Source organism: Lapillicoccus sp. (assembly GCF_039935575.1).
Taxonomy (GTDB): Bacteria; Actinomycetota; Actinomycetes; order Actinomycetales; family Dermatophilaceae; genus Lapillicoccus.
In genome coordinates this window covers 19,932-33,230 of sequence record NZ_JBDTKA010000045.1, presented here as the reverse complement: position 1 = coordinate 33,230, position 13,299 = coordinate 19,932, and the positions used below count along the sequence as shown (strand labels likewise).

Below are 13,299 nucleotides of genomic sequence, written 5' to 3'. Positions count from 1 at the left end.
CCCGCCCGCCGCGGGGAGATGACGTATGCCCGGAATGTAGCCTCGCACCCGCTGAGCGACCGGAACCCTGAACCTCCGGGGACATAGCCCGCCTCGCCGGTGTCTCGCCGTAGACGGTCTCGCGGGTCATGGACCACACCCCCCGCATCAGCGAGGCGACGCGCGAGCGGGTCGAGCGCCCCATAACCCAGCTGGGCTACCGTCCAAACGCTGTGGGCCGCAGGCTCATCACCGGACGTAGCAATCTGATGGGTCTCGTCGTCTCCAATATCAGCAACCCGTTCTATCCCGAGATGGTCAAGACGATCGTCGAAGTCGGCGCCGAGTGAAACTACATGGTCGGGCTCTGCAACACGCGGGAGAGCGACGACCTTCAGCTGTTGATGCGGGACCTGCTCCTCCAGCATCAGTCCGACGCGGCGATCCTCACCGTCCCGCTGCGGCACAGCGCGGCGGCGATCGCGCGGCGGTGGCTCGACCGGGTGCCGCTCATGACCGTCAACCGCAGGGTGAGCAGTCAGCGCCTGGTCTCGTTCCACCTCGACAACGTGCTGGCCGGACGTCTTGCCGCCCGACACCTGGTCGCCCTGGGCCACCGCCAGATCGGCTTCGTGGGTGGGCGGCCGTCCGCGTCGACCGACGCCGACCGGCTGTCCGGCGTGCGGGCGGCGCTGCGGGTCCGCGGCCTGACGCTGCGGCCACGCCACCGCATCGACGGCGAGTTCATCTGTCGCAGCGGCTACAACGCCGCGACCCGGATGCTGGGCGAAGCGGAGCGACCCACCGCGGTTGTGTGCGCCGACGACCACATCGCCCTCGGTGTGACGGGCGCGACACTGGACTTGGGGCCGCGGATCCTCGAGGACCCGGCCGTCGTCGGGTTCGACGACGGCCAGGCGGCCTCCTTGCGTCGGATGCCTCTGACGACGGTCCGCCAGCCCGTGGCGGAGATGGGCCGGAGCGTCTACCAGCTCGACCGGATCGACCGGATCGGGGGAAGGTCCGGCCACCCCGTGGAGGTCGTCCTGGCGCCGACGCTCGTCGTCCGGCGGACGTGTGGAGCCGACGGCAAGTGGCGCGGTCATCGACCCGCACCCCGGACGGCCGGCCGGGCGGGGTCGGCCGTGGGGTCCGGCGGACGGTAGTCGTGGATGAGGTGGACACTAGCGAAGTGGCAGGCACTCGGATGCGCGGCACGGACCCCGTCGGGACGGTCGACGAGCGGCGGTTCCTCCTGCGCGCAGATCTCCTGAGCCACCCAGCAACGGGTCCGGAACCGGCACCCGGAGGGCGGGTTCGCGGGGCTGGGCAGGTCGCCGGCCAGCACCACCCGCTGGCGCTGGCTGCGCAGGGTGGGTCCGGCCGCGGGATCGCCGAGAGCAGTGACTGCGTGTACGGGTGGGTGCCCTCGGCGTACACCTCCCGGCGGGTCCCGGTCTCGACGATCTTGCCGAGGTACATCACGGCGATCCGGTCGCACAGGTGCTTGACGACGGCCAGGTCATGGGCGATGAACAGGTAGGCGAGCGAGAGCTCACGCTGCAGCTGCCGCAGCAGGTTGACGATCTGGGCCTGGATCGACACGTCGAGCGAGGACACCGGCTCGTCGAGGATGAGCAGCTGCGGCTCTAGGGAGAGTGCCCGGGCGATACCGATGCGCTGACGCTGTCCGCCGGAGAACTGGTGCGGGAAGCGGGCGGCCAGGGCTGGTGGCAGGCCAACCAGGTCCATAAGCTCCTCGACCCGGCGCCGGCGGGCCTCGCCCCGGTACAGGCTGTGCACGATGAGGGGCTCGGCGATGATCTGGCCGACGGTCATCCGGGGGTCGAGTGAGGAGAACGGGTCCTGCAGGACGATCTGCATCTCGCGCCGGTAAGGCTGCAGATCGCGGCGGCTCATCGCTGTGATGTCCTGGCCCCGGAACAGCACACGGCCCGCGGTCGGCGCGATGAGCTGTAGTATCGCCTGTCCGGTGGTCGACTTGCCGCACCCGGACTCACCGACCAGACCGAGCGTCTCCCCGGCGGCCAGCGTGATGTCGATTCCGTCGACCGCCCGGATGGTGCCGGTGGTGCGGCGCAGGACGCGGGAGCGGATCGGGAAGTGCACCTCGAGACCCTCGACCCGCAGCAGCTCCTCACCCGGCTGAGGGCGCTGCCGCGTCATGGCGGTGGCGCTGTTCGTCATACGTCGCGTCGTGGTCATCGGAGCGGCTCCCGCGCGCCGTCGACACTAACGCCGTCGACCCCGCCGCCCGCGGCAAGGTCCGCCCCGGCGGCCATCTCGTCCGAGAAGTGACAGGCGCTGGCGTGGCCGTCGCCGACCAGTCGGAGAGCCGGGTCCTCGACACGACATCGCTCCCGCGCATGGCTCAGCTGGCACCGCGCCCGGAACGCGCAAGCCAGGGGAGGGGGGCTCAGGCTCGGCGGGCGACCGGGGATCGAGACGAGCTGGTCGACCTCGAGGCCGATCCGGGGCAGGCTGGCGAGCAGGCCCAGCGTGTAGGGGTGCTTTGGACCGGCGAAGAGCGAGAAGACATCCGACGACTCGACCACGCGACCGGCGTACATGACCAGGACGCGGTCGGCGAGCTCGGCGACGAGGCCCAGGTCGTGGGTGATGAGGAGGATGGCCGCGTCGGTCTCCGCCTGGGCGGCCTGGAGGATCTGGAGGATCTGGGCCTGCACTGTGACGTCGAGGGCCGTCGTCGGCTCGTCGGCGATGATCACCTTGGGCTGGTTGGCCATCGCCATGGCGATCATCGCGCGTTGACGCATCCCGCCCGAGAACTCGTGGGGGAACTGCGCGTAGCGCACGGTCGGGCTCGGCATCCCCACGAGAGCGAGCAGCTCGACCGTCCTAGCCTTGGCCGCCCGCCGGCTGACCCGGTGGTGCACCCGGATCGCCTCCGAGATCTGCTGACCGATGCTGCGGACTGGGTTGAACGAGGTCATCGGGTCCTGGAAGATCATCGCGATCTCCTCGCCCCGGACTCGACGCATGGCCGCCTTCGACTCGGTGAGCAGGTTGCGCCCACCGAAGGTCACCGGGCCGCCGCCGACGTTCGCCGGGGGGGAGCGCAATAGCCCCATTACCGAGCTGACCAGGGCGCTCTTGCCCGAGCCGGACTCCCCGACCAGCCCGAGGATTTCGCCCGGGTAGAGGTCGAAGCTGACGCCGCGGACGGCCTCGACCACGCCGGTGTCCATGACGAACGTCGTCCGCAGGTCGCGCACTGAGAGCACGGGCTCACGGCGAGGATCGGTTGGCGGCGCTGCGCCGACCGGGTCGCCGGTCACGACCGCCTCACCCTCGTCCACCGGCGCTGCGCCGCTCACTGTTGCCGCGGATCAAGGGCGTCGCGTAGTCCGTCTCCCACGAAGTTGATGGCCAGCACGGTGACGGCGATGGCGATCCCCGGCGGGAGCCACAGCCAAGGCATCCCCTGCAGGATGGTCAGTGACTGGGCGCGCTGCAGCATCCCGCCCCAGCTCGACTGCGGCTGGGTGACCCCGAGGCCAAGGAAGGAAAGGGCCGCCTCCAGGAGGATCGCCTGGGCGCTGAGCAGCGTGACCACGACCGTCAGCGGTGAGACGACGCCGCCAACGACGTGGCGGGTCATGATCCGCAGCTTGCTGCACCCGATGGCCCGGGCGGCCAGGACGAAGTCCATCTCGCGTAGGGACAGGGCCATCTGCCGCACGATCCGGCATGCAGTGGGCCATTCGAAGACGGCGATGACGAGCACGATCGTCGAGATGCTCGGTCCGAGCACGGCGATGAGCAGGATGATCACGATGAGCGAGGGGAAGGAGAGGATCACCTCGACGACCCGCATGATCACCGTGTCGACCCAGCCGCCGAGGATGCCTGCGAGCAGGCCGAGGGCGAGGCCCAGGACCCCGGCCGACAGGGCAGCGGCGATACCGACGGTCAACGAAACCCGGGTACCGTAGATTAGCCGGCTCAGCACGTCGCGTCCCGCCGAATCGGTCCCGAGCCAGTGCTCGGCGCTCGGGGGCTTTTGGAAGCTCGCCAGGTCGACGAGGTTGGGGTCCCCCGGCGCGAGCAGGGGCGCGCACACCGCCACGACCACCAACAGGACGAGCACGACCAACCCCACCATCGCCAGCCGGTGCCGGCGGAACCGGCGCATGGCCATCCGGAGCGGCGAGAGCGGCCGCATTGAGGTCGGGTCGAACGCCTCGTCCGCTGACCCGAGGGGACCGGGCACCGGGCCGTCCGCCAGGAGGTCGGTCGTGGCCGACGGCATTCCCGGGGCGTCGCTCACAGCCGGATCCTAGGGTCCAGGAGGGCGGCTGCGATGTCGGCAAGCAGGTTGAAGACCATGACTAGACCGGCGCTGAGCAGCACGACGGCGAGAATCACCGGGTAGTCCCGCTGGCCGATCGCGTCGAGGGTCGCCTTCCCGAGGCCCGGCCAGGAAAAGATTGTCTCGGTGATCACGGTCCCCGCCAGCAGGGCCGGGACCTGCACGGCCAGCACGGTGACCAGCGGGATCAGCGCGTTCCGCAGCGCGTGCGAGACGACGATCCGGACGCCGGGCACGCCCTTGGCCACGGCCGTGGTGATGAAGTCCTGGCGCAGGACGTCGAGCAGACTCGCCCGGGTGTAGCGGACGAACGGACCGACGAGAACGGCCGCTAGGGTGCACGCGGGGAGCACCAGGTGGCGCAGCGCGTCGACCGCCGAGGTGTCACCGAGGGTGCGCTGCCCGCCGCTGGGCAACACGCCGAGGAGCACCGCGAAGACGTAGATGGCGATGAGGCCGAGGAAGAAGACGGGGATCGAGATGGCCAGCATGCTTACGGTGGCCGACACGTAGTCGACCCACGTGTTCTGCCGTAGCGCCGCGATGACCCCCACCGGGATCCCCAGGAGGAGGGCCACACACACGGCCGACAGCGCGAGGGTCGCCGTCGCCGACCACCGCGGGGCCAACATCTCGGTAACAGGTACCCGTTGCGCGTACGATATTCCCAGGTTCCCCTGGAAGACGTCCTTGGCCCAGACGAGGAACTGCACCGGCAGGGTCTGGTCCAGGCCAAGCTCCTGGCGGGCGCGAGCAAGGTATGCCGCGGAGTCCGGCCCGGCGAGTTGGTCGGGGCTGATGAGCAGCTGGACGGGGTCACCCGGCAGCAGGTGCACGAACGCGAAGCCCAGGAGCATGATCCCGAAGACCACCGGGATTGCGATGCCGATCCGACGGACCAGAAAGTTAAGCATACGTTTGCGCCTCCTCCGGTGGGGTATAGAGGGGGCTGCGCCCCCGCAGGCGCTCAGGCCGAGCGGATCAGCCCTGCCAGGCCCAGTCCTCGATGTTCCAGTAGGGGGCCGACAGGTTGCCGGACGCTCTGACCCCGGTGATCTTCTTGTTGAACGCCGCGATCGAGTTCACCACGTACAGGTAGATCTCGGCCGGGTCTTGGTTCAGCCGGGTGAACGCCTGCTTGTAGACGGCCGCCCGCTGCGTCTGGTCGGTCTGCTGCAGGCCCTGGGCGAAGAGCTTGTCGGTCTCCGGGTCGCAGTACTGGCTGGTGTTGCCGCCGGCCGGGTACCGAGCCGAGCACAGCGCGTAGGTCTGCATGGCCACCGGGTCGAGAGTGAAGTCCGCCCCGCTGTTCCAGGCCGCCTGCCAGCTGTCGTCCTGCTTCTTCCACGTGGCGAGGAGCTGACCGGCGTCGACGTTCTGGAGGGTGACGTTGATGCCGACCTGGCTGAGCTGGCCCTGGACGATGGTCATCGCCTTGTCCACGTAGCTGCGCCCGCTGCGAGTCAGCAGGACCACCTTGGTGCTCGGGTTCCACCCGGCCGCCGTGAGCAGCTCCTTGGCCTTCGCGGGGTTGTACTCGTAGGAGGTCACGCCATCGGTCGGGATTGACCAGGTGGGGCTGATCTGGCGGATGTTGGTCAGTGGCGTCGTGCACTGACCGGCCAGCACCTGTTTGCAGATGCCCACCCGGTCGATGGCGTAGATCATCGCCTGACGGATGCGCGGGTCTTTAAGCTCGGGGCTGGCGTAGTTCAGGGCCAGCAGCTCGGGGGCGACGCCCTGGTGGGAGGCGGTGGCGACCCCGTCGACGGCGGACAGCCGCTCAACGTCAGCCGGGTCCACCGGGAAGATGAGGTCGGTCTCCCCGGTCTGCAGCTGAGCGCTCATCGCGTCGGTGGCGAGGGCCTTGAGGAAGACCTTCTCGAAGTACGGCTTGGAGCCGAAGTACTTGTCGTTGCGTACGAACTGCGCGTCCTGCCCGGCCGTGAAGGAGACGAGTTTGAACGGGCCGCTGCTCACCGGGTAGGTCTTGAAGTAGGCGTTGTCCTTGAGCTGGTCGTGCGGGACCTTCCCGAGCACGCTGTCCGGCAGCAGGGGGAGGTTGAAGGCCACCCCGGCCAGGTTCGCCGTCCACGCAACGTTGGGTGACAGCAGCTTCACCACGACGGTTGACGCGTCTGGTGCGGTGACCCCCGACACCGACTTTGCGGTCTTCTTGCCCACCGCGTCCTGGCCCTCGACGCCACCGATCCGGCCGGCGCTCGCCGAAACGTTGGAATCAAGGTAGATATTCAGCGTCGTCACGAGATCGGTCGAGGTGATGGGCTTCCCGTCGCTCCACGTGAGGTTCGGCTTGAGCTTCAACGTCACCGTCTTGGCGTCGCTAGAGATGTCCCACGTCGACAGCAGCCGGGAGAAGACCTTGGCCTGGTTGTCCGATTGCAGGAGTGGGGTGCCGAGCAGGCTGAGCACCTCGGCCTTGCCCTGCTGGTTCGCGGTGAGGGGGGTGATCTCCGTCGCTTCCACCGCCATGACCGCATTGAGCGTCGTGTGTCCGCCGCCTCCGGCACTACCGGTCGCCGTGCTGGTCGAGCCGCCGGACGAGCAGGCCGAGGCCAAGAGAACCCCCAGTGCGATGAGCGCTCCGACCGTGGATCTGCGTGCTGCTGCTCTCATCTCGGTCCACCTTCTGGTCGACGTTTGCACATGCTCGCACAGTAGGTGGAACCAAATTTCAGGTCAATGGACGCTCGGTCACGAGTCCGCAACGACCCGTGGCTCCCGAGCCGCGGGCCGCCGGCCTCGTACGGCCCCGCTGAGAGTCAACAGGTGCACGACGTACTCGAGCGTGATCTCGATGATCTCTCCCACCGAGGTCTCCACCCAGGGGTGCCAGTAACCCTCTGGCTCCTGGGCGTTGAGGTACCACCGGGCGAACCGGCCCAGCCAGTCGAGGTACGCCGGACGGCCCGTGATCTCATACAGCACGGCCGCGCCCCAGCTGCTCTTGCACGCGGACGGGTAGCGGAACTGGGCGTCAACTGCCGCCATCGAAAATGCCTGGTAGCGCTCGGCTAGCACCAGCGTCTCCGGCTGCGGGTCGGCCTGGTGGAGGCGGCCGAGGAACGCGGCGGCGATGCCGCCCACGGTCCACCGCTGCATCCGGTCGGCGGTGTTGTCCACGAGAAAGCGGGGCTGGAACCCGATATCGCCGGGACGGATCGGCGCCTGGCGCTCTCGCGACCAGAAACAGTGGAACCGGTCGGGCAGATCGTCCTGCGCGATCAGCACGGTGTTCAGGAAGTCGGCGACGCGACGGGCCGCGTCAATATCCCCGGTCATGAGACTGGCGAGGCCCGGCCCGCAGGCGTAAGGGACGTCCATCTCGTCGCTGGGGTCGCCGGATGCGGTGCGGTCGTTGGCGAACCCCCCGGAGACGGGGTCCTGCCAGCGCAGCAGGCTGGGCATCAGCCCGTACGAGAGGTCGTACTGCTGCAACATGTGAGCGCCGATGATGAACGACGAATCGCGGTAGGCCCATCCGTCTAGCGAGACGCGCGCGGGTGAGTCGAGCTCGCCGCTCGACGTGAGCAGGTTCCGGCGCACCCACCCGCAGACCGCGTGGGCCTCGTCCGGTCGCCCCGCCAGGGTCAGGGCCCAGGCGGCCCGGTGGTAGCGGAAGCCGTCGGCGGGGTCGCCCAGGGCGCCGTCGGATCGCAGGTGGCCCACGAGCCAGTGGGCGGCGCGGTCCACGGCATGGTCGCACGCCTCCAGCAACGCCTCTGCGTCGGCCGCCGCAGGCACCTTCATGACCCCTTGGCTCACAGCGGCACCGCCGCGTCGACCATGGCGATGATGTCGGTGCCGGGCCGGTACCCCAGGCGGTCGCGGGCCTTGTCAATACTGACATACCAGCTCGGCCGGGCACTCGGATGGCGCACCTCGACGACCTCCAGGCCGAGCCGGGTCCCCAGGTGCGCGAGGACCTCACGGTCCGGGTGGGGGGCGGCCGGACCGATGTTGAAGGCCTCGCCGATCGCCGATTCGGGTTCGATCATGGCGGCCAGCCCGGCTGCGGCGTCGTCCGCACTGGTCAGCATGGAAAGGCTTTCCGTCCCATCCGGGTCGACGACTACGAACAGCCGGTCGGACCCGTCGTCTGCCGCCTCGAGGGCGCTCATGACGGAGCTCTGGGTGTCGCTGAGGGCGGTCCGGCCGGCATACCAAGTCAGGGCCGACCGGATGAACCACCGGCGGCCGAACGGTCCGGAGCGGTCCACCAGCTCTTCGGGGTCTGCGGTGGCGGTCGGGCGCATGATGACGATGGGCATTCCGTAGGTGGACAGGAAGGCCCGGCAGAGCTGCTCTGCTCCGACCTTGGTGGCGCCGTAGACGGACCCGCCGAGCAGCGGGTGCGACTCGTCGACGGGCAGGTAGGCCGCCGCGCCGTGACCACGCCAGTAGACGGCGTCGCTGCTGACGTAGACGAACCGGCCGATCCCCGGCGCCGTCCGGCGGACGGCGTCCAGCAGGTTGAAGGTGCCTCTGAGGTTGACGTCGACGAAGCTCGCGTCACTGGCGCCGTGCAACGTCATCGCGGCCGCCAGGTGGCACACGGCGTCGACGTCGGCGGTGGCTTCGGTCAGCGAGGCCGGGTCCAGCAGATCACCGACGACGACGTGCGCGCCGACCGCTCGCAGGGCCTCGGCTCGAGGATCCCCAGGGAAGCCGAGCGCACGGACCCGATGACCGCTGGCCAGCAGCCGCCGCGTGAGGTGGGTTCCGATCCGCCCACCCGCGCCCGTCACCAGCACATCCATCACGTGCACCCTTTCGACGGGCAATAAGACTACGCATGCCAGTGCACAAGCGCTACGCTCGGCCGCGGCGGATGCCCTCCAGAGGCCGTCTCATGCCCCGAACCACGCGTCGAACCCGGCCCGCCCGGAGGCCCTGAGGAGCAGCGATGCCTACTGTCGTCGTAACCGGGGCTGGCCGCGGCCTGGGCCGGGCCGTCGCCTCGGGGCTGGCGGCCGACGGCTGGGACGTCGCCCTTCTGGGGCGGACCCCCGAGGACCTCGACTCGGCGGCGAGGGAAGCCGAGGAGGCCGGCGGCATCCGGGTGGTCGCGGTCACGGTCGACGTCCGCGACTCGGCGGCCGTGGAGGCGGCGTTCGCGACCGTGCGCCGGGTGCTCGGTCCGCCTGCGGCGCTGGTGGTCAGTGCCGGCGTCCAACGTATCGGAGCGGCGCTCGACCTACCCGCGGCGGACTGGGACGTGGTTCTCGACACCAACCTGACGGGTGCGTTCCTTTGTATGCAGGCCGGGGCGCGGCTAATGGTCGGTGAGGGCGGAGGTGGCCACGCTGGTGGCGGCAGCATCGTCGCGATCGCCTCGGTGGCGGGCCTGACCGCGGTCGCGGGGCGGGCGGCCTACGCGGCCAGCAAGGCCGGACTGGTCATGCTGACCCGGGTATGTGCGGTCGAGTGGGCCGAGCACGGCATCCGGGTCAACGCGGTCGCGCCAACCTTCGTGGACACCGACCTGGGTCGCCAGACGCTCGACTGTCCGGGTGAGCGCGAGCGCATCCTCGGCCTCATCCCGCTTCGTCGGCTGGCCACTCCCCAGGACGTCCTGGGAGCGGTGCGGTTCCTCCTCGACGAGCGGGCCGCCGGCTTCGTCACCGGCGAATGTCTCACCGTCGACGGCGGCCTGCGCGCGTGACCCCGGCCGGCCCTCCGGTACGACGCGCTCGTCCGCTCAGCTCAGAGGACCTTGCCGGGGTCGAAGATGTTCAGCGGGTCGGGCACCTGCTCGATCGCCCTTCTGGGCGAGGCTGCGCGGGCCGAGCGCCCGCTCCATCCCGGCCCGCTCGAGTAGGCCCACCCGCGCTCCGGTGACCTTGCAGCTGAGAGCGATGGCGCCGTCGAGAATCTCCCTGGAGCGCCGGCCAGGCGGCCTCGCGGGCCGCGTCGTCCCCGCTCGCAGCGGTAGCCGTCCGACTTGGGGTCCTCCAGGCGACGCCGGCCGTTCTCCTCATAGCCCACCCTCCTACTGACGGGCGCCGAGCTGGCGTTCCCTTCGATGTCGCCCGAGCGCATCACCTCGGCGCCGAGGTAGTCGAAGCAGAGGGCGCACACGACCTGGCCCTCCCACCGCACGACCAGGTTCAGGTGCCAGCGCTGCGGCGTGAACGAGACGAAGGAGTCTCAGTAGAAGCGGGCGGTGTTGAGGGACAGCTTGTCAGGTGCCGCCTCGCTCGATGGAAACAGGAAGAGTAGGAAGTCCGGACCGTGGATCCCGCCCACGGCGAGCTCGCCGACCGCGGGGAGGTCCTCGGACCGCAGGCCCCGCAAGCTCAGCGACCCGCCCGAGATCTCCAGCGCGAAAGCAGGATAGATGTCGTGCAACGTCATGTCCGCGATTGTCCCGCAGCGGCATTGCCCGGTCACCGACCAGTAGACGCCTGAGGGCCGCGGTTTCCCGTAAACTCAGGGCCTTCCCGCACCACGTCACCCGCACCCGCACCCGCAACGCTTGTCAGGAGTGGACGCCGCGATGCTCATCGCCGTCGGCATCCTGCTGGTCGTGCTCCTGACGTTCGCGACGGGGTACTTCGTGGCCCAGGAGTTCGCCTACGTCTCGGTGGACCGGATGCGACTGCGGCAGCTCGCCGACGAGGGCGACGAAGCGGCCGAGCGGGCGTTGCAGGTCACCGGACGCCTGTCGTTCACACTGTCGGGAGCCCAGTTCGGCATTACTGTCACGGCACTTCTCGTCGGGTATGCCGGTGAGCCCCTGATCGGGGCGGCGCTCGCGGACCTGCTGGGTTTCACCGGCCTCCCGTATGCCGCTCGGCTCACCCTCTCGGTCCTGCTCGTGCTGGTCTTCTCGACCGTGCTGCAGATGGTCATCGGCGAGCTGGCCCCCAAGAATCTCGCGATCGCCCGACCGGTGCCGCTCGCCCTGGCGCTCTCCCGCTCGACACAGGCATACCTCGCCGTCGCCGGGCCGGTGATCCACCTCTTCGACTCCGCCTCGAACCGCCTGCTGCGGATGGTGGGCATCGAGCCGGTCGAGGAGCTCGCCGCAGGTGCGACGACCGAGGACCTCGAGCACCTGATCGACGAGTCGCGGCGCGGAGGAAGCCTCGACGAGGAGCTGTCCGGGCTGCTCGAACGTGGACTCGCCTTTCGCGGCCTCACCGCCGAGCAGGCGATGACTCCCCGCGTCGCCGTCGTCACCGTGCCGGCGTACGCCCCGGTCAGTCGGGTCGTCGAGCTGCTGGGCACGACGGTGCACTCTCGGTTCCCCGTGGTGGCGGACGACGTCGACGACGTCGTGGGTGTCATCGGTCTCGCGGAGGTGCTCGGGGTTCCGCGGGCGACACAGCCGACGACCCGGGTGGGCGACGTCTGCGCGGATCCGGTCCTGATGCCCGGGACCCTCGGCCTTCCGGCCGCGCTGGAGACCTTGCGCGCAGCGCGGCGTCAGCTGGCGGTCGTCGTCGACGAGTTCGGTGGCCTGGCGGGCGTTCTCTCGTTGGAGGACATCGCCGAGGAGGTCGTGGGCGAGATCCTGGACGAGGGCGACGTTGATACTGGTGTCGTCACTCGGCAGAAGGGCGGGGTCGCCACCGTCGCCGGCCGTCTTCGCCTGGACGAGATCGAGGCCACGACCGGGCTGCGGCTGCCACCGGGCACGGACTACACGACCGTCGGCGGTCTGGTCATGGACCGGCTCGGCCGGGTGGCCCTCGCCGGGGACGTCGTGGGGGTCACCGAGGAGCACGACGCTTCGGGTGCCGACCAGCTCGACGACCCCGATCGAGAAGGTCCGCCGCACACCGTCGTGCCGATCCACGTCGACCAGGTCGAGCGTCATGTTCCGACGGTGGTCACCCTGACGCGTTCGGACCCGGACCCGGAGTCATGAGCCCGGCCCTGTCGATCGCTCTCTCCGTGGCCCTGCTCGCACTCAACGGGTTCTTCGTCGCTGCTGAGTTCGCGGTCGTCTCCGCCAAGCGGCACCGGCTCGAAGCCCTCGCGTCGCGGGGGAGCGCCGCGGCGCGAGCGGCCGTGCTCAACAGTCGTGAGCTGTCCCTCTGCCTCGCCGGCGCCCAGCTCGGGATCACCCTGGCCACGTTGGGCCTCGGTGCGCTGGCAAAACCAGCAGTCGCCGACCTGCTCCAGCCGGTGCTCGGGCTGACGCCACTGCCCGAGGCGGTCGCGGGAGCCATCGCCACCGTCGTCGCGGTCGGAGTAGTGGTGTTCCTCCACCTGGTCGTCGGGGAGATGGCGCCCAAGTCGTGGGCCATCACGCATCCCGAGCGGTCGGCGATGATGCTGGCGCTGCCGTTCCGGGCGTTCACGTCGGCGACCCGGTGGCTCTTGGACGGCCTTAACGCGATCGCCAACGCGCTGCTGCGGCTGGCAAAGGTGGACCCGGCCAAGGAGACCGCGCCGGTCCAGGGACCCGTGGAGCTCCAGCTGTTGCTGACCGCCTCGCGGGAGCATGGGCTGATAGACGCGTCGGACGAGCGGCTGCTGAGCAGCGTCCTCGACCTCGGCGGCACCCCTGTATACGCCGTGACCCTGCCGCTCGACGACATCGTCACAATCGACGGCGCGGCACGGGCGGAGGATGTCGAACGAGTGTCGTTCGAGACGGGACGGTCCCGCCTCGTCGTCGTCGACCGCAACGGCCTGCCGACCGGTCTGGTCCACGTGCGAGATGCGGTGCTGGCCGCCCCCGATGCGCAGGTGAGCGGACTGGCATACGAGACCATCGCCCTCGACCAGCACGACACGGTGCTGACCGCTGTGGGGAGGATGCGAGCCGCGCGCGCCCAGCTCGCCCTGGTCACAAACGCGGCGAGCGCCGACGGCAACGACGGCACCGAGGGCACCGAGGGCACAGTCATCGGGATCACCGCTCTGGAGGACCTGTTGGAACGGGTGCTCGGGCAGTTCGAGGACGAGACGGACCGTCCTCGGGCTTGAGG

Annotated in this window: 13 protein-coding genes and 2 pseudogenes; 5 read left to right on the top strand and 10 right to left on the bottom strand. The window is 69.7% G+C overall.

The genetic code is table 11. The features are described 5' to 3' along the window. Positions 1 to 125: 125 nt before the first annotated feature. Both ABI385_RS05885 and ABI385_RS05880 read left to right on the top strand, forming a co-directional pair. A pseudogene (locus ABI385_RS05885) lies at positions 126 to 329 on the top strand (LacI family transcriptional regulator); the annotation flags it as partial. A 6-nt stretch (positions 330 to 335) separates the two neighbouring features. Beyond that, the gene (locus ABI385_RS05880; protein ID WP_348102813.1) at positions 336 to 1,145 is read left to right on the top strand and encodes a substrate-binding domain-containing protein; all 810 of its coding nucleotides are present in this window, start codon (positions 336 to 338) and stop codon (positions 1,143 to 1,145) included. Here the strand turns inward: ABI385_RS05880 and ABI385_RS05875 are convergent. The 8 genes and pseudogenes from ABI385_RS05875 to ABI385_RS05840 all read right to left on the bottom strand — a co-directional run bounded on the left by ABI385_RS05875 (position 1,082) and on the right by ABI385_RS05840 (position 9,114). Further along, the gene (locus ABI385_RS05875; protein WP_348102815.1) at positions 1,082 to 1,327 is read right to left on the bottom strand and encodes an oligopeptide/dipeptide ABC transporter ATP-binding protein; all 246 of its coding nucleotides are present in this window, start codon (positions 1,325 to 1,327) and stop codon (positions 1,082 to 1,084) included. The two genes, ABI385_RS05880 and ABI385_RS05875, sit on opposite strands and share 64 nt — an antisense overlap. 74 nt (positions 1,328 to 1,401) lie before the next feature. Next, positions 1,402 to 2,166 (bottom strand): annotated as a pseudogene (locus ABI385_RS05870) (ABC transporter ATP-binding protein); the annotation flags it as partial. A 35-nt stretch (positions 2,167 to 2,201) separates the two neighbouring features. Next, positions 2,202 to 3,299: an ABC transporter ATP-binding protein gene (locus ABI385_RS05865; protein ID WP_348102812.1), complete on the bottom strand. Its 1,098-nt coding sequence runs from the start codon at positions 3,297 to 3,299 to the stop codon at positions 2,202 to 2,204. A 35-nt stretch (positions 3,300 to 3,334) separates the two neighbouring features. Continuing rightward, positions 3,335 to 4,291 carry an oligopeptide ABC transporter permease gene (gene opp4C / locus ABI385_RS05860; RefSeq protein ID WP_348102811.1) on the bottom strand — a complete coding sequence of 319 codons (957 nt, stop codon included), beginning with the start codon at positions 4,289 to 4,291 and terminating at the stop codon, positions 3,335 to 3,337. After that, positions 4,288 to 5,247: an ABC transporter permease gene (locus tag ABI385_RS05855; protein ID WP_348102810.1), complete on the bottom strand. Its 960-nt coding sequence runs from the start codon at positions 5,245 to 5,247 to the stop codon at positions 4,288 to 4,290. The genes opp4C and ABI385_RS05855 overlap by 4 nt, the downstream gene beginning before the upstream one ends. 67 nt (positions 5,248 to 5,314) lie before the next feature. Beyond that, positions 5,315 to 6,970 (bottom strand): ABC transporter substrate-binding protein, encoded by a 1,656-nt coding sequence (locus ABI385_RS05850; protein WP_348102809.1) that lies wholly within the window; start codon positions 6,968 to 6,970, stop codon positions 5,315 to 5,317. A 78-nt stretch (positions 6,971 to 7,048) separates the two neighbouring features. Beyond that, on the bottom strand, positions 7,049 to 8,119 hold the full coding sequence (locus ABI385_RS05845) for a hypothetical protein (RefSeq protein ID WP_348102808.1): 1,071 nt from the start codon (positions 8,117 to 8,119) through the stop codon (positions 7,049 to 7,051). Next, a complete protein-coding gene (locus ABI385_RS05840; RefSeq protein ID WP_348102807.1) occupies positions 8,116 to 9,114 on the bottom strand; it encodes an NAD(P)-dependent oxidoreductase in 999 nt (332 codons plus the stop codon). The genes ABI385_RS05845 and ABI385_RS05840 overlap by 4 nt, the downstream gene beginning before the upstream one ends. Positions 9,115 to 9,260: 146 nt before the next feature. Between ABI385_RS05840 and ABI385_RS05835 the strand changes: the two genes are divergently transcribed. Further along, the gene (locus ABI385_RS05835) at positions 9,261 to 10,019 is read left to right on the top strand and encodes an SDR family oxidoreductase (RefSeq protein WP_348102806.1); all 759 of its coding nucleotides are present in this window, start codon (positions 9,261 to 9,263) and stop codon (positions 10,017 to 10,019) included. 41 nt (positions 10,020 to 10,060) lie between these two features. Here the strand turns inward: ABI385_RS05835 and ABI385_RS05830 are convergent, their stop codons facing one another. Together ABI385_RS05830 and ABI385_RS05825 are read right to left on the bottom strand one after the other, a co-directional pair. Continuing rightward, on the bottom strand, positions 10,061 to 10,456 hold the full coding sequence (locus ABI385_RS05830) for a hypothetical protein (protein ID WP_348102805.1): 396 nt from the start codon (positions 10,454 to 10,456) through the stop codon (positions 10,061 to 10,063). Between the two features lie 48 nt (positions 10,457 to 10,504). Continuing rightward, positions 10,505 to 10,711 (bottom strand): hypothetical protein, encoded by a 207-nt coding sequence (locus ABI385_RS05825; protein ID WP_348102804.1) that lies wholly within the window; start codon positions 10,709 to 10,711, stop codon positions 10,505 to 10,507. 130 nt (positions 10,712 to 10,841) lie between these two features. On the opposite strand from ABI385_RS05825, the gene ABI385_RS05820 reads away from it, so the two are divergent. Both ABI385_RS05820 and ABI385_RS05815 read left to right on the top strand, forming a co-directional pair. Further along, on the top strand, positions 10,842 to 12,230 hold the full coding sequence (locus ABI385_RS05820) for a hemolysin family protein (RefSeq protein WP_348102803.1): 1,389 nt from the start codon (positions 10,842 to 10,844) through the stop codon (positions 12,228 to 12,230). Next, positions 12,227 to 13,297, top strand: coding sequence for a hemolysin family protein (locus ABI385_RS05815; protein WP_348102802.1), 1,071 nt, complete (start codon positions 12,227 to 12,229; stop codon positions 13,295 to 13,297). Before ABI385_RS05820 ends, ABI385_RS05815 begins: the two co-directional genes overlap by 4 nt. Positions 13,298 to 13,299 lie beyond the last annotated feature (2 nt).

Bases quoted from the DNA above. Each gene is read 5' to 3' on its own strand.
- ABI385_RS05825 (WP_348102804.1), bottom strand. From the start codon at position 10,711: ATGACGTTGCACGACATCTATCCTGCTTTCGCGCTGGAGATCTCGGGC.
- ABI385_RS05840 (WP_348102807.1), bottom strand. From the start codon at position 9,114: ATGGATGTGCTGGTGACGGGCGCGGGTGGGCGGATCGGAACCCACCTC.
- ABI385_RS05850 (WP_348102809.1), bottom strand. From the start codon at position 6,970: ATGAGAGCAGCAGCACGCAGATCCACGGTCGGAGCGCTCATCGCACTG.
- ABI385_RS05855 (WP_348102810.1), bottom strand. From the start codon at position 5,247: ATGCTTAACTTTCTGGTCCGTCGGATCGGCATCGCAATCCCGGTGGTC.
- ABI385_RS05835 (WP_348102806.1), top strand. From the start codon at position 9,261: ATGCCTACTGTCGTCGTAACCGGGGCTGGCCGCGGCCTGGGCCGGGCC.
- ABI385_RS05815 (WP_348102802.1), top strand. From the start codon at position 12,227: ATGAGCCCGGCCCTGTCGATCGCTCTCTCCGTGGCCCTGCTCGCACTC.
- ABI385_RS05880 (WP_348102813.1), top strand. From the start codon at position 336: ATGGTCGGGCTCTGCAACACGCGGGAGAGCGACGACCTTCAGCTGTTG.